Here is a 17,905-nt window from a genome sequence, read left to right on the forward strand (position 1 = left end):
GGCGGAACGAACTCGGCGGACGCCTGCGGCCGGACCGCGGCTCACGCCGCCTTCGTCCAGCCTATCCGGATGCCGTGGGCGGCACAGAAGCCCGATGCTCCGCGTCGAGACGGCCCTCGGGATCGTGTCGTGGATTCAGCCGGGCTGCCCCGGGCCGAACGACTGCCCGTTGAATGCGGAGAAGAACAGGGTGAACCACACGATGAAGAAGATCAGCTGCGCCAGGGCGCCCAGGACTCCGATCACCATCGCCCAGCGAGCGAGCCCCGCCCCCGATTCAAGGTTGCCGGGCGCGCGCAGCTGCCGCAGCGCGAACACACCGAGAATGAGTCCGGCGACAGGGATCACGAACGCGGCGATGAAGCCGACGAGGGACAGGGTGTTCGTGCGCGGTGCAGTGGTGGCCGTTGTCATCGGGACCTTCCGAGGCTTCGTGTCGCCAGGTGGGCCCATCGCGACGAGTCGACTATAGAAACATTCTGGTGGTTCGTCGCCTCTTTCCGCATGCGCGAGATGCTACGAGACACGCCAGGGGTCGAGCAGGTCGACCCCGGTGTGAGCGAAGTCTTTGACGTTGCGTGTCGCGCACGTGGCCGAGTGGGCGAGGCAGATGGCAGCGATCTGGGCATCAGCCGTGCTGATCGGGCGCCCCGCCGCCTCTCGCGCGAGAAGGACTCTCGCGTAGTGAGCTGCGGAGGCGTCATCGAAGGCCAGGATGGAACGGGTACCGCGAAAGGGGTCGATCGCCGCGTCAACGCGAGCGGTCAGCTCCGCTTTCCGACGGCCGTCCGGGAGCCTTTCCAGGCCCGCCAACAGCTCAGCGAGTGTCACCGCAGTGATGGAGACTTCGTCGGTACACGCCTCGAGCCAGGCAACGACTCGCTCATTCGGCGCGGATCGGAAGACCTCCGAGATGACGTTCGTGTCGAGGACGATCACTCGAAGTCCGCAGCCCGCGCGACGTCATCACGCTTCGGAAGCTCCAGGTCATCCGCAGCACCCCCTTGCTGGGCGGCGTGCATGAGAGCCAGCCCGATGTGCGGTCTCCGAGCGGCCCTGGTCAGAATCTCACGAACCTCGGCCTCCATGGAACGTCCATGGCTCTTCGCCTGCGCGGCGAGTTGCACTTTGACCGACTCATCGAGTCCACGAACGATGATCGATGCCACGGGACGACCACCTCCTTGCTTGATATCATGCATGATATCAAGCAACGTGGAGGATCTGTCTCGCATGCGTCGAGCCTGCACACGCACACGCCATCCTGGGAACAGATTCGAGCGATTGTGGACGACTCTCAGGGACGCGCTGGGAGTGCAGAGCAGGTGAGGCGAGTCTGCGGTTCACCCGAAGCAGTCCACGCCCAGGGGCGCCACGGCCACGCAGTCATGCTTGGCAGGGTCGTAGTACTCGACACCGTCCGGAAGCACAGGCCCCGGCTCGCCGAAGAACGCGCGATAGTCATTCGGGCACCCCTCGGTGCCGCCGCACTCGAAACCGTCCGGGTAGATGAGCCAAACCTGGTGACCCTGCGCCCACTCGGGCAGCTCCGGAGGGTACTCCTGGGGCGGTGTGGGGGCAGGCGTCGGCCAGGGAGGTGCCGCCTGTGGCGCTGTCGTGTCGGCGCACCCTGCAAGCGCGCCGATCGCGAGGACGAGAGCGGCGAGGGTCGTGGTGAGCGGGGCAGCGCGGCGCATGAGGACATGTTCGCAGATGGACACTCACACCTGGAGGGTCCCGGCAGAACCCGAGCGTCGTCCGAATGAGTACGCTACCCGTACGGTGGCCGATTCCGGCAGCTGCCATCGCACCGACCGCCAACAGAACTCTGGAGACGCGCGTGACCGAGACGTACCCGATTCAAGCCGCATTCGCATCGGCACTCGGCACCGCACGCGCCGATGAACTTCTGACCAAGCTCGACAACTACTCCAATCAGCCGAATGCCGTCGCGGGTGCAGCGAAGAGGCCGAGCGACCCGGAGGTCGAAGCGAGCGCGCATGCGGCCTTCGCGGCGGCGACCCCCGAAGAAGTCGATGTGGAACTCGACTCGATCGGAATGTGGGGCCTCCTGACGCTCGCAGCGCGAGCCGACGTCACCATCCTCGACAGTCTTCCCGCAGAGCGTGCGGACAACCCGAAGGTGGCCACGATCAGACGTGCGGCCGCGAAGCATCGGAAGGGGCTGGCCGACGCCGACGGTCGCGGCTGACCCCCGAGTCGGGTGGGGTCAGTTGTTGAAGCGGAACTCCACCGGATTGCGTCGCCGATGGGCATCACGCTCAACGGTCGGCATGGCCCTCCTATTGCGTGGTGATCAGCATCTGCTCGTGCGTCACCGTTTCTCCGAGGATCCCGCCCCTTGCGTCGATGAAGACGATATCGACATCTCCCAGTCCGGTCCAAGGCTCGGGGCTCGTCTCCTCGGGGAAGATCCCGCCCAATCCATCGACCGCACGGAGGATGTCGCGATCGTAGGCGAACCGGCGCCTCACTGCCGTCGGACGCGACCGGACGTAACCATTACTCGGTCCAACACCGACAGTTCTCGTCGACCTGAGGTGAGCGAGCTGAGCCATCAGAGCATGGCCCTCGTCGTCTCCGCGATTGAAGACGAACTCGATATGTGAGGTTCGCGATCGCAGCGATTGCATCCACTCTCGCTGTTCGTCGCTCGATGGGTAGTGACGATGCGAAACAACCAATGGTCTCACCTGTCCTCCGCGATCCGACTAATACGGCCTGATCCTAGCCGTCACCTCAGATCGCCCAGTCAGTTGTTGAATCGGAACTCCACGACATCACGCTTCCGTCGTCGCGAGTCGCCAGTACGTCGGACGCCACCAATACAACTGGGTGTCCTCCTCCGGCCAGGGCGTTCCGACCGGAACCTTCTCGTAGTCGTCTCGACCCAAGTCGATCATCCGCCAACCCGGGTCCATCACGTCAGTCTCGTTCGGCTGACGAGTGTGCGACGACAATTGCAGGTCTGAGGCACCGTACTGCCGGAAGTTGGTCTGAGCATCGATCAAGCTCGGGGCGTTCGCGCCACCCCTGTACTCGGGATATCTCAGCTGAACGGCATCGTCCTCCCACCAGCACACGTCACAGATCTCGTATGAGCCAGGTGGCCCACTCAGCGTGAGATAGCCGCAACACGGACAGGGGTACATCGAGTCAGCCCTACTTGCTTCAACCACCCTCAGTTGTTGAAGCGGAACTCCACGACGTCGCCGTCCTTCATGACGTAGTCCTTGCCCTCGAGGCGCGCCTTGCCCTTGGCACGGGCTTCGACGACCGAGCCCGTCTCGACGAGGTCGTCGAACGAGACGATCTCAGCCTTGATGAAGCCCTTCTCGAAGTCGGTATGGATGACGCCGGCGGCCTGCGGCGCCTTCGACCCCTTGGGGATCGTCCAGGCGCGAGCTTCCTTCGGACCAGCGGTGAGATACGTCTGGAGCCCGAGGGTGTCGAAGCCGATCCGCGCGAGCTGGTCGAGGCCCGACTCGTCCTGGCCGGTCGACGCCAGCAGCTCAGCGGCATCCTCCGGGTCGAGGTCGATCAGCTCGGACTCGATCTTGGCGTCGAGGAAGATGGCCTTCGCGGGCGCGACGAGAGCGGCGAGCTCGGCCTTGCGGGCATCATCCGTCAGCACCCCCTCGTCGACGTTGAAGACGAAGATGACGGGCTTCGCGGTGAGCAGCCCCAGCTCGCGGATCGGCGTCAGATCGATGCCGGCGACCGACAGCAGCACACCGCGCTCCAGAGCGTCCTTCGCGGCGATCGCGGTCTCGAGCACGACGGGCTCGATCTTCTTGCCGCGCACTTCCTTCTCGTAGCGGCTGATCGCCTTCTCGACGGTCTCGAGGTCGGCGAGCATGAGCTCGGCGTTGATCGTCTCCATGTCGGATGCCGGGTTCACTGCACCGTCCACGTGCACCACGTCGTCGTCGGCGAACCCGCGCACGACCTGGGCGATCGCGTCCGCCTCGCGGATGTTCGCCAGGAACTTGTTGCCCAGCCCCTCGCCCTCGCTCGCACCCCGCACGATGCCGGCGATGTCGACGAACGACACCGCTGCGGGGAGGATCCGCTCGCTGCCGAAGATCTCCGCGAGCTTGTCGAGACGCGGGTCGGGCAGGTTCACCACGCCGACGTTCGGCTCGATCGTCGCGAACGGATAGTTCGCCGCGAGCACGTCGTTCTTGGTGAGTGCGTTGAAGAGGGTGGACTTGCCGACGTTGGGCAGGCCGACGATGCCGATAGTGAGAGCCACGGAGGACGAGTCTACCTGTCGGTCCTCGCGTGGCCCTGCGAGTCAGTCGCGTACCGCGCGGAACGCCCTCGTCACGTAAGGGAGATCGATCGTGTCATCGCCGTGGAGGCCGAGCTCGTCGAACAGGGCATCCATGTCCCGCCGGATGCGTGCCTTCTCATCGTCGGATGCCGTGATCACGTAGCTGCGCGACGACGCCATGGTGTGCAGCAGTTCGCGGGTGATGGGTCGGACCCATTCCCAGCGCTGCTGCGCGAGCGGACCGAACGGCGCCGCGACGACGGGGTCTCCCGCGGCGAGCATGATCTCGGCATTGCTGCCGTGCATGATCTCGGTGAGCCGTCGCACCCAGTCCACGCGCTCGTCGCGGATGTTCCAGATGAGTCCGAGCACTCCCCCGCTGCGCACGACGCGCCCGATCTCGGCGGAGGCCGCCACCGGCTCGACCCAGTGCCACGCCTGGCCGAGCACGACCGCGTCGACGCTGTCATCCGGAAGCGGCAGGCGCTCGGCCGTCCCGACGAACGCGGGGACCCCGGGGACCGCGGTGCGCAGGGTCGCGAGCATCTCGGGGTCGGGATCGACGGCGACGACCTCGGCGTCCGGTGCACCGAGGAGGGTGCGCGTGAGCTTCCCGGTCCCGGCGCCCACATCGGCGATGCGACGCGAACCGTGCGGCAGGGCGTCGAGCATCCATGCGACCGCCGCGAAGGGGTACTCCGGCCGACCGACCTCGTAGCTGTGGGCCTGCACGCCGAAGGATGTCGCCTGCTCGTCCGTCATGTCGCCAGCCTACGGCGAGCCTGCGATCCGACGCCGAAATCGCGAGGGAGAGTGGATCCGTGCCACTGGACTTCACTGCGATCGACTTCGAAACCGCGAACTCCAGCCCGGCCTCCGCCTGCTCCGTCGGACTCGTCCGCGTGCGCGGCGGCGAGGTCGTCGCGACCGCCGGATGGCTGATCCAGCCTCCGCCCGGGCACGACGAGTTCCAGGAGTGGAACGTGCGCATCCACGGCATCCAACCGCAGGACGTGGTCTCCGCCGCCACCTGGGCGGACCAGTTCGACCGTCTCTGCGGCTTCGCGGGCGCCGACGTCCTGGTCGCCCACAACGCCGGGTTCGATCTCAACGTCCTGCGCCGGGCGGCCGAGGCCACCGACATGCTGTGCCCGCCGTACCGCTCGCTCTGCAGCCTGCAGGTCGCCCGCAAGACGTATCAGCTCGACTCGTACCGCCTGCCGGTGGCCGCAGCCGCCGCAGGGTTCGCGGAGTTCTCGCACCATGACGCCCTGGCCGATGCCCGCGCCTGCGCGCAGATCGTGATCGATGCCGCCCGCCGCCACGGCGCCGCCGACGTGTTCGCGCTCGCCGACGCGCTCAGCCTGCGGGTGACGGAGCCCGCGGTTCCCGCTCTGGAGCGCGCCGTCGCCTGACGGGGATCGCCGCGCCTGAGCGGGGCTGCCCCGCAATGTCGGATGCCGGCCGCATCATGAGAGACATGGATGCTCTCTCGCTCGTTCTGGTCCTCGCCGCACTCGCGGCGGGTGTCGCCGTGGGCTGGTTCCTGCGCGCAGGACGAGGGGCCGCCGACCTGGCACGGGCAGAGGCCGAGCTTGCAGCCGCGCGCGACGACCGGGATCGCCAGTACGACCTCTACCGCGACGCGGTCGAGCACGCCCGTACGGAGCAGCGCGCGGAGGCGCTGCGCGTCCAGCAGCAGAACGCCGTGCTCACCGCCCTCGCGCCGGTGCGCGAGAGCCTGCAGCAGATGCAGTCGAAGGTGACGGCGATCGAGCAGGAGCGGCAGGCGCAGTTCGGCACCCTCGCCGAGCAGCTGCGGCGCGCGCAGGAGTCCGACGAGGCGCTGCGGGCCACGACCGAGTCCCTGGCCGGGGCCCTGCGATCCACCGCGACGCGCGGCGTCTGGGGAGAGACGCAGCTGCGCCGGGTGGTCGAGGCGGCCGGCCTCACCCGCCATGTCGACTTCGACCTGCAGTCGACGATCTCGTCCGACCGTGGCACCGGTCGCCCCGACATGGTCGTCCGCCTGGCAGGCGGCACGTCGATCGCCGTCGATGCCAAGGTCCCGCTCGATGCGTATCTCGAGGCTTCCGCTCTCCCCGCCGGAGACGCTCACGAGCCGCAGCGACGTGCGCACATGCAGAAGCACGTCAAGGCCGTGCGCGCCCACGTCGATGCGCTCGCGAAGAAGGCCTACTGGTCGGGCCTCGACGCCAGTCCGGAGTTCGTGATCTGCTTCCTGCCGAGCGAGTCCCTCCTCGCCGCGGCGATCGACGAAGACCCCACGCTGCTCGACTACGCCTTCAGCCGTCGTGTCGCGCTGGCCTCGCCCGTCAACCTCTGGGCCGTGCTGAAGACCGTCGCCTATGCCTGGACCCAGCAGGAGGTGTCGACCGAGGCACGGACCCTGCTCAATCTCGGAACCCAGCTCTACGAGCGGCTCGGCACTCTCTCCGGCCACGCCGACGACCTGCGACGAGCACTGGAGCGCACCGTCGACAGCTACAACAAGTTCGCCGGTTCGCTCGAGACCCGTGTGCTCGTGACGGCGCGACAGTTCCCTGGCGTCGACGCCTCGGGCCTTCCCGCCGCGCCGGCGGTCACCGCAGGGGTCACCCGCCGCTTCACCGCACCGGAACTCGTCGGCATCGACGGCGAGAAGTCCGACGCCCCGGTCCGCGCGGATGTGGGAGAGGTGCGCGCACGCCTCGACGACGTGTGAGTCAGGCGGCGCCCGGAACGCCGCTCAGCAGCACGATGACCAGACCGCTGGTGGCGAGGAAGGCCCCGATCATCCACCATGCGCTGATCTCATGACCTTCGTCGAGACGCTTGCGGAAGAGCACGTCGGCTCGTCGAGCGGGGTCGCTGACCGCGGTCTGCGGTGGAGCCGTCGGAGCCGGAGCTATCACCTCGGCGTCGGCGCTCACCCGGAGGATGCGCCCCGTGTTGGTCGTGACGATCTTCGTCGGGGCGGCCTTCGAGCCGCTCGTATGCTGCGTTGTCATCTGTTCGCCCTCCTGGTGCCTGCGGTGCCTGGCGGCTCCGTCGACGGCGACAAACCCAGGGACAATTGTGACACGGCACCCCGAGGAAGCGTGGATCACGACGTCTCGACCCGATACCGGGTCGGTAACGATGACACGGCACCCCCGCGCACAGATCGCTCGCCGAGCGGCCCGTACGACTATGCCGGGCGACTCAGAGCCACTTGGAGACGAGGTGCTCCGAGGCGATGCGGCGAAGGGTGCCCGATGCTCCGCGAAGCACGACGCTCTCCGTGTAGACGAAGCCGCGCTCCCGGCGCACGCCGGCGACCAGCTGGCCGTCGGTGACGCCGGTGGCGACGAAGATCGTGTTCTTGCCCTGCACGAGGTCGTCGGCCTCGTAGACCTTGTCCATGTCGAGGCCGGCGTCGATGCCCCGCTGACGCTCATCGTCGTCACGCGGCCAGAGCCGACCCTGGATGTGGCCGCCGAGCGCCTTGATGGCGCAGGCCGTGACGATGCCCTCCGGGCTGCCTCCGACGCCCACGCACATGTCGGTGCGCGCGTCGTGACGAGCCGCGTTGATCCCACCGGCGACGTCTCCGTCGCTCATCAGGCGGGTACCGGCACCGGCGTCGCGGATCTCCTGGATCAGCTGCTCGTGCCGCGGGCGATTCAGCACCGAGACGACGATCTCGTCGACGGGCTTGTCGAGTGCCCCCGCGAGTCGGCGGATGTTCTCGCCGACGGGGAGGCGGATGTCGACCACACCGACGCCCGCGGGGCCCGTGACGAGCTTGTCCATGTAGAACACCGTCGATGCGTCGAGCATCGTGCCGCGGTCGGACACGGCGATCACCGAGAGCGCGTTCTGCCGGCCGGCAGCAGTGAGAGACGTGCCGTCGATGGGATCGACCGCGATGTCGCAGAGCGGCCCGCGGCCGGTGCCGACGACCTCCCCATTGAAGAGCATCGGGGCGTTGTCCTTCTCGCCTTCGCCGATGACGACACGGCCCTGGAAGTCGACCGTTCCGAGGAACGCGCGCATCGCGTCGACGGCGGCTCCGTCGGCGGCCTCCTTCGCGCCGCGGCCGATGAACGGCACCGCGCGGATCGCCGCCGCCTCGGTCGCGCGCACCAGCTCCATCGCGAGGTTGCGGTCGGGATGAAGAGGGCTCAGATCCGCTGTCAGACTCACCATGCGGTCAGCCTATCGATCAGCCATTGTGAACAGCCCGGCTTTCGGCCCATTTCACGTGAAGGAATCACGATTCTTAACAGTCCGGCAGGAGTCCTGGCCGCTCAGCGCCTCGGAGCCTGCGTCATCGACCCACGCACCCCGATAGAGTGACTGCTGTCCCGGCTTCCCCTATCGCAGGAGTTCTCATGCCCGTCGCCACCCCGGATCAGTACGCCGAAATGCTCGACCGCGCGAAGGCCGGCGGCTTCGCGTATCCCGCTTTCAACGTCTCCAGCTCGCAGACGATCAACTCCGTCCTGCAGGGCCTCACCGAGGCCGGCTCCGACGGCATCATCCAGGTGACCACCGGCGGCGCCGACTACTTCGCCGGCCACACGGTCAAGGCCCGCTCCACCGGCGCGCTCGCGTTCGCACGCTACGCCACCGAGGTCGCCAAGAACTACCCGGTCACCGTCGCGCTGCACACGGACCACTGCCCGAAGGACGCGCTGGCCGGCTTCGTCGAGCCGCTGATCGCGGCTTCCGAGGAAGAGGTCAAGGCCGGACGCAACCCGATCTTCCAGTCCCACATGTGGGACGGCTCCGCCGTTCCCCTCGCAGAGAACATCGAGATCGCCAAGGATCTCCTCCCCCGCATGAAGGCCATCAACGCGATCCTCGAGGTCGAGATCGGCGTCGTCGGCGGCGAGGAGGACGGTGTCGCGCACGAGGGCTCGAACGACGCCCTCTACACGACCTTCGCCGACGTCGACCAGGCCGTTCAGGCGCTGGGCCTCGGCGAGCAGGGCCGATACATCGCCGCCCTGACCTTCGGAAACGTGCACGGCGTCTACAAGCCGGGCGGCGTGAAGCTGCGCCCCGAGCTGCTGGGCGAGATCCAGCAGCAGGTCGCCGCGAAGTACAACACCGGCGCCAAGCCGCTCGACCTCGTCTTCCACGGCGGCTCCGGCTCGACCGACGACGAGATCGCCCTCGCGGTCGCCAACGGTGTCATCAAGATGAACATCGACACCGACACGCAGTACGCCTACACGCGTGCGATCGCCGACTACATGTTCAAGAACTACGACGGCGTCCTCAAGGTCGACGGCGAGGTCGGCAACAAGAAGCAGTACGACCCGCGCGCATGGGGCAAGATCGCCGAGACCGCGATGGCCGCCCGCGTCGTCGAGTCCACCCGCCAGCTCGGCTCCTACGGCCAGTCGAAGAGCTGATCCGCCCCCTGGGTCGCTGAGCTCCGTCCCCTGGGTCGCTGAGCTCCGTCCCCTGGGTCGCTGAGCCTGTCGAAGCGAAGGGGTGCCCGGCCGATCGGCCGGGCACCCCTTTTCTGCGTCGATGGCGGGATCAGCTGCCGCCCATGTTCTCGACGTACGACATGAAGGCGGGATCGCCGAACATCGGCACCGCCAGGCACATCGACGCGATCAGCATCGTCACCACCGCGCCGACGAGGGGAATCCACCAGGCGACCTTCGCGCTGCGGAGCCGCCGGATCGACGCCCACGCCGTGAGCGACCAGCCGACGACCAGCACGACCGCGGCGACGGTGCCCCACAGCTTGCCCTGGTCGTAGTTCGTGAACTCGCCGTCGATGCCGAGGATCTTCATGCTCTCGTTCATCACCCGCGTGAGGTCGAGGTACGACAGCGCGGTGACGATCACGTTGATGAGGCCGTAGGCCAGCAGCCCGATGGTGACGAACCGATCGACGGGGTGGGGACGACGCGGAGCGGCATCCGCGATGACGGGCTCCGGTGCGGGGGCCGTGAAGACCGGTTCCGCCACGACCTCGTTCAGCGGCGGGAGCCCGGCCGCCCTCCGCTGCTCCTCGGGGGTTGCGAGTTCGCCGTACTGAGGACGCTGATCGGTCATCCCGCCATGCTAATCGCCGCGGCTCTGAGCGGCTCACAGCCGACGCAGGCCGAAAATGATGGCGGCCCCGGAGAATTGGGGACTCCTCGGGGCCGCGGACTCGGAACGCTGGGGACGCTCGTCATCCAAGTGGGCTCACGCAGAGCTGGGGACCCTCCGCGAACCTGTAGTGCCGTTTGCACAGACGCCTACGGTTCTGATCATAGGAAAGCGCATGTCCGGCGCGCTAGAGCCGAAACTTCAGATGGTGAACTCGACGTCGGGTGCACCCGCATCCAGAGAATCGGCGCCGAGCTGCAGCGACAGTCTCCGCGCGATGCTCTGCAGCCGCGACACCAGGGCCCGATCCACGACAGCCAGCTCCGAAGGCAGCGAGATCGCGAGCGACGCGGTGATGTTCGGGGCGATCACCGGCACCGCGACGCAGGTCGCCCCGATCGCGTACTCCTCCTGATCGACGACCCACCCCGGAGAGTGCTCGAGCTGCGTCAGCAGCGTGGCGCGATCGCTGATCGTGCGCGGGGTCAGCTCTTCCAGGCGATGCCGCGCCAGATAGTCGAGCCGGTGCTCGTCCGGCAGCTCCGCGAGGATCTGCTTGCCCAGCGCCGTTGCATGGGCGCTCGACTGCAGGCCGACCCAGAGCTCCACCCGCGGGTTGTGCACGGCATCCACGATGTCGACGAGGTGCATCTCGCCGTCGTCGAAGCGCGAGAGGTAGGCGGTCGCGCCGACCTCCTCCGTCACGTTCCTCAAAGCGGAGCGCACGCGGGCGAGGAAGACGCCGCGCGAGTCGATCTCCTGCTGGAACGACGGGAACCTGGTGCCGAGCACGAGACCGTCGGGTTCGGCCGACAGGTATCCCTCGTGGATGAGCGTGCGGATGAGGTTGTACGTCGTGCCCGGGGTCAGTCCGGTGGCGGCGGCCAGCATCTTCGCCGGCAGCGGACGAGGAGAGTTCGCGACGATGTCGACGAGGCGAAGAGCGCGCTGCACCGACCCGATGAGGGTGGGCTCGCCCTCCGTCGGGCTCACCGCTACGCGCCTCCTCCTGAGGCACGACCGCCGAGCGCCCGGGCGTCGCGCTGGCCGGCGGAGTCCTGACGAAGCTCCTTGGGCAGAGAGAACATCAGATCCTCCTCAGCCGTCTTCACTTCTTCCACGTCGCGGTACCCCGCGTCGCTGAGAGCATCGAGCACCTCGCGGACGAGCACTTCGGGGACGGATGCCCCACTCGTCACGCCGACGGTCTCGACGCCGTCGAGCCATTCCTGCTTGACCTCTTCGGCGTAGTCGACACGATACGCCGCCTTGGCGCCGTACTCGAGGGCGACTTCGACGAGCCTGACCGAGTTCGAGGAGTTCGACGATCCGACCACGATCACGAGATCCGCGTTCGCGGCCACCTTCTTGATCGCGACCTGACGGTTCTGGGTGGCGTAGCAGATGTCGTCGGACGGCGGATTGTGGAGCTCGGGGAAGCGCAGACGGAGACGGTTGACGGTCTCCATGGTCTCGTCGACCGACAGCGTGGTCTGTGAGAGCCAGACGACCTTGGACGGGTCCTTCACCTGCACCGTGTCGGCCTCGGCCGGCGAGTTGACGATGGTCACGTGCTCGGGGGCCTCCCCCGCGGTGCCCTCGACCTCTTCGTGTCCCTCGTGGCCGATCAGGAGGATCTCGAAGTCGTCCCGGGCGAACCGCACGGCCTCGCGGTGCACCTTCGTGACCAGTGGACAGGTGGCGTCGATCGCGTGGAGTCCGCGATCGGATGCCGCGTTCACGACGGCCGGCGAGACGCCGTGCGCGCTGAAGACGACGTGGGCTCCGGCGGGGACCTCGTCGACCTCTTCGACGAAGATCGCGCCCTTCTCCTCGAGCTCGGAGACGACGTGGATGTTGTGCACGATCTGCTTGCGCACGTAGACGGGTGCGCCGTAGCGCTCCAGCGCCTTCTCGACGGCGACCACGGCGCGGTCGACGCCGGCGCAATAGCCGCGGGGAGCGGCGAGCAGAATCCGCTTGTGTCCGACGATCGGGTTATCCTGAAGCCGCCCTGCCGCCGCGCGCACGCGTGGGATGCGGGGGACGGGGAGATGAACGGCAGTCGAAGTCACCCCTTGATTCTACCGGCGCGTGCCTGTGGAAGGCCGGGATGCCGCCACACGACGCGAAGGCACGGAACGGGAGCAGATGACAGTCTTCGAAGCGGCCGCGGGTCCGGGCGAGACGCCGCCCGCCGACGCCGTCGCCCCGCGCGACTCCACCTCGGATGCACCCACCTCCGTCGCACGGTTGAATGCGACGATCCGCGACTTCATCGCGCGCTGGAACACCGTCTGGGTGGAAGGCGAGATCACCTCGTGGAACGTCCGGGCCGGGAACATCTTCGCCCGGCTGAAGGACACCCAGTCCGACGCGCAGATCTCCATCCGGATCTGGTCGAGCGTGCGCCCACGCATCCCCTCCGATCTCGGCGTCGGCGATCATGTGGTCGCCGCGGTCAAGGCCGACTACTTCGTCAAGGCCGGCGACTTCAGCTTCGCCGTCTCGGCGATGAAGCACGTCGGGCTCGGCGATCAGCTCGAGCGCCTCGAGAAGCTGCGCGCGCAGCTCCGCCAGGAAGGGCTGTTCGACGCCGCCCGCAAGAAGCGTCTGCCGTTCCTCCCGCACGTGATCGGCCTGATCACGGGTGAGCGCTCCGACGCCGAGAAGGACGTGCACCGCAACGCCGAGCTGCGCTGGCCGCAGGTGCGGTTCCGCACCGAGTACGCCGCCGTGCAGGGCGACCGCTGCGTCCCCGACACCCTCGCCGCCCTCAAGCGACTGGATGCCGACCCCGAGGTCGACGTCATCATCATCGCGCGCGGCGGAGGCGACCCGCAGACGCTCCTCGGCTTCAGCGACGAGCGACTCGTGCGCGCCGTGGCCGCGGCATCCACACCGATCGTCAGCGCCATCGGGCATGAGAACGACCATCCCCTGCTCGACGACGTCGCCGACCTGCGCGCATCGACCCCGACGGATGCCGCGAAGCGCGTCGTCCCCGATGTCGGCGAGCAGCGCGCACTGATCGCGCAGCTGCGCTCTCGGGCGACTTCGCGGCTGACCCAGCGCCTGTCCCACGACATCGCCCAGCTCGAGCAGCTGCGCTCCCGGCCGGTGCTGCGCTCCCCTGCGCCGATCATCGACGCCCGCGCGCAGGAGCTGTGGCTGCTGCTCTCGCGAGGCCGCGACACGATCACCCGGCAGCTCGACACGGCCGGACGCCGCACCACCGAGCTCCGCGCCTCGCTGCGCGCCCTGTCGCCGGCCGCGACCCTGGCCCGCGGCTATGCGATCGCGCACCTCGAGGGCGGCGTGATCCTGCGCGATGCGGCAGACGCGCCGGCCGGAAGCGCCCTGACGATCACCGTCGATCGCGGCTCCGTCGCCGCGCGCTCGGAGGGCGAGATCGCCGAAGGCTCCTGAGCCGGGCACCCGCGACGCACGCCGTAAGATGGAGGAGTGAGCGCCCTGAACGAGATCCCCGTCGAGACGCTGTCGTTCGAGGCAGCCCGCGATGAGCTCGTCACCGTCGTCGCCGAGCTCGAGCAGGGCTCCCCGACGCTCGAGCACTCGCTCGCCCTGTGGGAGCGCGGCGAGGCACTCGCCGCCCGGTGCGAGGAGTGGCTCCTCGGCGCGAAGCGCCGTCTCGAGGCCGCCCGCGCCGCGGCATCCGACTCCGACTCCGCCGGCGGAGCATCGTGAGCAAGCAGCCGCCGATCGTCGCCGAGCTCGGCCGCCCCGAGACGCCGGACGAGACCGCCGCGCGCAAGGCCGCATCCAGCAAGGCGTACCGAGGCAGCCAGACGGTGCGGAACCTCGTCGCGGCGCTCCTGGTGACCGTGGCTGTCGTCGCCGTGATCATCTTCGCCGTCCCGCGCGGCGAGCCGGTGAAGGCCGACGAGATCGACGTCGCCGGCATCGCGGCCGGCGTCGAATCGACCATGGACAGCCCCGCGATCATCCCGGAACTCGATGACTTCTGGCGCGTGAACGCCGCCGAGCTGCAGAGCGGTGCCACCGTCGTGTGGGAGATCACCCTCGCACCGGCCGCCGACGACGAACGCGGCTTCATCAAGGTAGCCCAGGCGTTCGACGCCGATTCCTCGTGGGCGCCGCAGCGCCTGAACGGCAACGCCCCCACCGACGAGGTGCGCATCGGCGGACTCGACTGGGACGTCTACAAGCTCGGCGACGCAGGCGCGAACGCCAACGTCAGCTACGCGATCGGCACGCAGGCCGGAGACGACTACGTGCTGCTGTACGGCTCGCGCTCCGCGGCATCCACCGCCGACCTCGCAGAATCCCTCGTGCCGCAGATCCGCGCTCTCTCGGAGGCTTCATGACGAACACGCTCACCCCCGCCGCAGCCTGGCAGCAGATGCAGAAGGGGAACGCCCGTTTCGTGCGCGACGAGCCCCAGCATCCGAACCAGGACGGCGCCAGGCGCCAGCACCTCGCCGCGGCGCAGCATCCGGTCGCCACGCTCTTCGGATGCTCGGACTCGCGTCTCGCGGCCGAGATCATCTTCGACCTGGGCCTGGGCGACCTCTTCGTCGTGCGCAATGCCGGGCAGGTCCTCGGCGAGTCGATCGTCGCGAGCCTCGAGTACGCGGTCGCCGTGCTGGAGGTGCCGCTCATCGTCGTCCTCGCGCACGACTCCTGCGGTGCGGTGCGCGCGGCGATCGACGGCACCGCCATCGACGCCGCCCCGCTTCCGCCGCACATCTGGCGGCTCATCGCCCCGATCGTGCCCGCGGCGCGCAAGGTGCTGCACGAGAGCGGCGGCACCACGGTCGCCGAGATCGACGCCGAGCTCGTCGGCGAGGAGCACCTGCGCAACACGGTCAAGGACCTGCTGCAGTCCTCCGAGCTGATCAGCAGCGCCGTCGCCGATGGCCGTCTGGGCATCGTGGGCGCCAACTACCGTCTGGCCGAGGGCACCGCGTCGCCGGTGGTCACGGTCGGGATCGACACCGAGGGGGCCACCCCCGCAACCAAGGAGGGTTCGGAATGACCGAGCAGGACTACCGCATCGAACACGACACCATGGGCGAGGTGCGGGTGCCCCTGAACGCGCTCTACGGTGCGCAGACGCAGCGCGCCGTGGAGAACTTCCCCATCTCGGGCAAGGGGCTGGAATCGACGCAGATCGCCGCCCTCGCCCGCATCAAGAAGGCGGCGGCGCTCGCGAACAAGGAGCTCGGCACGCTCGACGGCGCCATCGCCGACGCGATCGCGCAGGCCGCCGACCAGGTCGCCTCGGGTGCGCACGACGGGGAGTTCCCGGTCGACACCTACCAGACCGGTTCCGGCACGTCGTCGAACATGAACATGAACGAGGTGCTCGCGACCCTCGCGACCGGCATCCTCGGCGCGAGCGTCCACCCGAACGACCACGTGAACGCCTCGCAGTCGTCGAACGACGTGTTCCCGACCTCGGTGCACATCGCCGTCACCCAGGCGCTCATCGACACCCTCATCCCCTCGCTCGACCACCTCGCCGTCGCTCTCGAGGCGAAGGCGGAGCTGTGGAAGGATGCCGTGAAGTCCGGTCGCACGCACCTCATGGATGCGACGCCCGTCACCCTCGGCCAGGAGTTCGGCGGCTACGCCCGTCAGGTGCGCCTCGGCATCGAGCGCGTGCAGTCGGCGCTCCCCCGCGTCGCCGAGGTCCCGCTGGGCGGCACCGCCGTCGGCACGGGCATCAACACCCCGCTCGGCTTCCCGCAGAAGGTGATCGCGCTGCTCGCCGCCGAGACCGAGCTGCCGATCACCGAGGCCAAGGACCACTTCGAGGCGCAGGCCAACCGCGACGGCCTGGTCGAGGCGTCCGGCGCGCTCCGCACCATCGCGGTCTCGCTCACCAAGATCAACAACGACCTGCGCTGGATGGGCTCCGGTCCCAACACGGGTCTCGGCGAGCTGCACATCCCCGATCTGCAGCCCGGATCGTCCATCATGCCCGGCAAGGTCAACCCGGTCGTCCCGGAGGCCGTGCTCATGGTCTGCGCCCGCGTGATCGGCAACGACGCGACGGTCGCGTGGGCCGGGGCATCCGGTTCCTTCGAGCTCAACGTCGCGATCCCCGTCATGGGCACCGCGCTGCTGGAGTCGATCCGTCTGCTGTCGAACGCCTCGCGCGTGCTCGCCGACAAGACGATCGACGGCCTGCAGGCGAACGTCGAGCGCGCCGCCGCGTTCGCGGGCATGAGCCCGTCGATCGTGACCCCGCTGAACAAGCTCATCGGCTACGAGGCTGCTGCGAAGATCGCCAAGCACTCCGTGGCCAAGGGCATCACGGTGCGCGACGCCGTGATCGACCTGGGCTACGTCGAGCGCGGCGACCTCACGCTCGAGCAGCTCGACGAGAAGCTCGACCTGCTGTCGATGACGCACCCCGGCTGAGCCCGGAACGACGCAGACGCCCCGATCTGCTGACGTCGCCCCGTTCTGCTGACCTTTCCCGAAGGTTGGTCAGCAGATCGGTACCGCGTCAGCAGATCGGGGCGTTTTGCACAGGAGGGCGGCAGGAACAAGTTGTGCACGGGGAGTGTGATGGTGGACTCAGCACCGGCCGCAACGCGGGCAGGCTGCAGAGATGCTCTCGGCACCAGACACCATTCGACGCCTAGGCGGGCTCGCACGCGGCACCCATCTTCAGACGCTCGGCTTCACGCGACGCGCGCTGTCACGAGCCGTTCGACGCGGCGAGATCGAGCGCATCCGCGACGGAGTGTTCGCCGCCGGGGTCATCTCGCCGCAGGTCCGGGCGGCGACTGCCCATGGCGGGGCGCTGACGTGCGCGAGCGTGCTGCAGCTGCTGCACGTCTGGGTGCTCTCCCCCGTGGTCGTGCCGCATGTCTGGCTCGGAGCCGATCGTCATGCTCATCCGCATGCCGGCTGTGTGTGCGTCTCGCATTTCTACCGCGGCGCGCGACCGCCGCTTGGACGGGTCTCGGTCGAAATGGCGCTCGCGCACTTCCTGCGATGCGCCGGCGACGAAGCGTTCTTCGCCGCATACGAATCGGCGTTGCGTCTGCGGCTCCTGACGAACGCAGCGCGTGCGCGCCTGAGTGCGATGATCCCCGCGTCCGCTCGCTGGCTCATTCGTCTTGCGCGCACGGATGCCGACAGCGGCCTGGAATCGATCCTCCGCCTGAGGTTGTACGTGATCGGCATCCGTATCGATTGCCAGATCAGCATTCAGGGAGTCGGTCGCGTCGACTTCGTGATCGGGGATCGCCTCATCCTGGAGGTCGACGGCAAGGAGAATCACGATGGCACGACCATGCGCCACAAGGATCTGGCTCGGGATGCTGCGGCATCCGCGCTCGGGTACGAGACTCTCCGCTTCGACTACGCGCAGGTCGTGCATGACTGGCCGACGGTCCAATCCGCCGTGCTCGCCGCCTTGATCCGACTCGAGGACCACGCGTGACCCGTTCGACGGGCGATGCCCCGATCTGCTGACGTTTCCTTCAGAGCAGTCAGCAGATCGGG

The 17,905-nt window shown here is 68.2% G+C and carries 22 protein-coding genes and 1 pseudogene; 10 read left to right on the top strand and 13 right to left on the bottom strand.

Translation table 11 applies throughout. The features are described from left to right. Positions 1-135 precede the first annotated feature (135 nt). The 4 genes from LBN7_RS02525 to LBN7_RS02540 form a co-directional block, all read right to left on the bottom strand. Entirely contained in the window at positions 136-414 is a 279-nt protein-coding gene (locus tag LBN7_RS02525) for a DUF4190 domain-containing protein (RefSeq protein ID WP_116636607.1), read from the bottom strand. 102 nt (positions 415-516) lie between these two features. After that, a complete protein-coding gene (locus LBN7_RS02530; protein WP_407360853.1) occupies positions 517-939 on the bottom strand; it encodes a type II toxin-antitoxin system VapC family toxin in 423 nt (140 codons plus the stop codon). Next, positions 936-1,169 carry a FitA-like ribbon-helix-helix domain-containing protein gene (locus LBN7_RS02535; RefSeq protein WP_341945849.1) on the bottom strand — a complete coding sequence of 78 codons (234 nt, stop codon included), beginning with the start codon at positions 1,167-1,169 and terminating at the stop codon, positions 936-938. Before LBN7_RS02535 ends, LBN7_RS02530 begins: the two co-directional genes overlap by 4 nt. 174 nt (positions 1,170-1,343) lie before the next feature. Then, positions 1,344-1,697, bottom strand: coding sequence for a hypothetical protein (locus LBN7_RS02540; protein WP_407360854.1), 354 nt, complete (start codon positions 1,695-1,697; stop codon positions 1,344-1,346). 143 nt (positions 1,698-1,840) lie between these two features. Between LBN7_RS02540 and LBN7_RS02545 the strand changes: the two genes are divergently transcribed. Then, positions 1,841-2,212 carry a hypothetical protein gene (locus LBN7_RS02545; protein WP_407360855.1) on the top strand — a complete coding sequence of 124 codons (372 nt, stop codon included), beginning with the start codon at positions 1,841-1,843 and terminating at the stop codon, positions 2,210-2,212. A gap of 589 nt (positions 2,213-2,801) precedes the next feature. On the opposite strand, the gene LBN7_RS02550 is transcribed toward LBN7_RS02545, so the two are convergent. The 4 genes and pseudogenes from LBN7_RS02550 to LBN7_RS02565 all read right to left on the bottom strand — a co-directional run bounded on the left by LBN7_RS02550 (position 2,802) and on the right by LBN7_RS02565 (position 5,059). Beyond that, on the bottom strand, positions 2,802-2,945 hold the full coding sequence (locus tag LBN7_RS02550; RefSeq protein ID WP_407361740.1) for a hypothetical protein: 144 nt from the start codon (positions 2,943-2,945) through the stop codon (positions 2,802-2,804). A gap of 15 nt (positions 2,946-2,960) precedes the next feature. After that, positions 2,961-3,173 (bottom strand): annotated as a pseudogene (locus LBN7_RS02555) (CPCC family cysteine-rich protein); the annotation flags it as partial. 29 nt (positions 3,174-3,202) lie between these two features. Further along, positions 3,203-4,276 (bottom strand): redox-regulated ATPase YchF, encoded by a 1,074-nt coding sequence (gene ychF / locus LBN7_RS02560; RefSeq protein WP_341945852.1) that lies wholly within the window; start codon positions 4,274-4,276, stop codon positions 3,203-3,205. A 42-nt stretch (positions 4,277-4,318) separates the two neighbouring features. Continuing rightward, the gene (locus LBN7_RS02565; protein ID WP_116636612.1) at positions 4,319-5,059 is read right to left on the bottom strand and encodes a class I SAM-dependent methyltransferase; all 741 of its coding nucleotides are present in this window, start codon (positions 5,057-5,059) and stop codon (positions 4,319-4,321) included. 59 nt (positions 5,060-5,118) lie between these two features. On the opposite strand from LBN7_RS02565, the gene LBN7_RS02570 reads away from it, so the two are divergent. Together LBN7_RS02570 and LBN7_RS02575 are read left to right on the top strand one after the other, a co-directional pair. After that, on the top strand, positions 5,119-5,712 hold the full coding sequence (locus LBN7_RS02570; protein ID WP_341945854.1) for a 3'-5' exonuclease: 594 nt from the start codon (positions 5,119-5,121) through the stop codon (positions 5,710-5,712). 65 nt (positions 5,713-5,777) lie between these two features. After that, positions 5,778-7,022 carry a DNA recombination protein RmuC gene (locus LBN7_RS02575; RefSeq protein ID WP_407360856.1) on the top strand — a complete coding sequence of 415 codons (1,245 nt, stop codon included), beginning with the start codon at positions 5,778-5,780 and terminating at the stop codon, positions 7,020-7,022. A 1-nt stretch (position 7,023) separates the two neighbouring features. Here the strand turns inward: LBN7_RS02575 and LBN7_RS02580 are convergent, their stop codons facing one another. Together LBN7_RS02580 and glpX are read right to left on the bottom strand one after the other, a co-directional pair. Then, positions 7,024-7,308, bottom strand: coding sequence for a hypothetical protein (locus LBN7_RS02580; protein ID WP_116636614.1), 285 nt, complete (start codon positions 7,306-7,308; stop codon positions 7,024-7,026). A 193-nt stretch (positions 7,309-7,501) separates the two neighbouring features. After that, on the bottom strand, positions 7,502-8,488 hold the full coding sequence (gene glpX / locus LBN7_RS02585) for a class II fructose-bisphosphatase (RefSeq protein ID WP_116636615.1): 987 nt from the start codon (positions 8,486-8,488) through the stop codon (positions 7,502-7,504). Between the two features lie 185 nt (positions 8,489-8,673). Between glpX and fbaA the strand changes: the two genes are divergently transcribed. After that, positions 8,674-9,702 carry a class II fructose-bisphosphate aldolase gene (gene fbaA / locus LBN7_RS02590; RefSeq protein WP_341945857.1) on the top strand — a complete coding sequence of 343 codons (1,029 nt, stop codon included), beginning with the start codon at positions 8,674-8,676 and terminating at the stop codon, positions 9,700-9,702. A gap of 130 nt (positions 9,703-9,832) precedes the next feature. Here fbaA and LBN7_RS02595 read toward each other — a convergent pair whose 3' ends face one another. From LBN7_RS02595 to LBN7_RS02605, 3 genes are all read right to left on the bottom strand, one after another. Beyond that, a complete protein-coding gene (locus tag LBN7_RS02595; protein ID WP_116636617.1) occupies positions 9,833-10,360 on the bottom strand; it encodes a DUF6264 family protein in 528 nt (175 codons plus the stop codon). A gap of 240 nt (positions 10,361-10,600) precedes the next feature. Beyond that, positions 10,601-11,392 (bottom strand): IclR family transcriptional regulator, encoded by a 792-nt coding sequence (locus LBN7_RS02600; protein WP_116636618.1) that lies wholly within the window; start codon positions 11,390-11,392, stop codon positions 10,601-10,603. A 2-nt stretch (positions 11,393-11,394) separates the two neighbouring features. Beyond that, positions 11,395-12,438, bottom strand: coding sequence for a 4-hydroxy-3-methylbut-2-enyl diphosphate reductase (locus LBN7_RS02605; protein WP_165808125.1), 1,044 nt, complete (start codon positions 12,436-12,438; stop codon positions 11,395-11,397). Positions 12,439-12,550: 112 nt separating this feature from the next. On the opposite strand from LBN7_RS02605, the gene xseA reads away from it, so the two are divergent. The 6 genes from xseA (at position 12,551) to LBN7_RS02635 (ending at position 17,843) form a co-directional block, all read left to right on the top strand. Next, positions 12,551-13,828 (top strand): exodeoxyribonuclease VII large subunit, encoded by a 1,278-nt coding sequence (gene xseA, locus LBN7_RS02610; protein WP_407360857.1) that lies wholly within the window; start codon positions 12,551-12,553, stop codon positions 13,826-13,828. A 36-nt stretch (positions 13,829-13,864) separates the two neighbouring features. Then, on the top strand, positions 13,865-14,107 hold the full coding sequence (locus tag LBN7_RS02615; RefSeq protein ID WP_116636620.1) for an exodeoxyribonuclease VII small subunit: 243 nt from the start codon (positions 13,865-13,867) through the stop codon (positions 14,105-14,107). Further along, complete coding sequence (locus tag LBN7_RS02620) at positions 14,104-14,748, top strand: DUF4245 family protein (protein ID WP_116636621.1); 645 nt, start codon at positions 14,104-14,106, stop codon at positions 14,746-14,748. The genes LBN7_RS02615 and LBN7_RS02620 overlap by 4 nt, the downstream gene beginning before the upstream one ends. Continuing rightward, positions 14,745-15,419, top strand: coding sequence for a carbonic anhydrase (locus LBN7_RS02625; protein ID WP_407360858.1), 675 nt, complete (start codon positions 14,745-14,747; stop codon positions 15,417-15,419). The genes LBN7_RS02620 and LBN7_RS02625 overlap by 4 nt, the downstream gene beginning before the upstream one ends. After that, positions 15,416-16,810 (top strand): aspartate ammonia-lyase, encoded by a 1,395-nt coding sequence (locus LBN7_RS02630; RefSeq protein ID WP_116636623.1) that lies wholly within the window; start codon positions 15,416-15,418, stop codon positions 16,808-16,810. Before LBN7_RS02625 ends, LBN7_RS02630 begins: the two co-directional genes overlap by 4 nt. A 193-nt stretch (positions 16,811-17,003) precedes the next feature. Continuing rightward, the gene (locus LBN7_RS02635; RefSeq protein WP_407360859.1) at positions 17,004-17,843 is read left to right on the top strand and encodes a DUF559 domain-containing protein; all 840 of its coding nucleotides are present in this window, start codon (positions 17,004-17,006) and stop codon (positions 17,841-17,843) included. Positions 17,844-17,905: the final 62 nt, after the last annotated feature.

The organism is Microbacterium sp. LBN7 (assembly GCF_045690345.1).
Classification (GTDB): domain Bacteria; phylum Actinomycetota; class Actinomycetes; order Actinomycetales; family Microbacteriaceae; genus Microbacterium.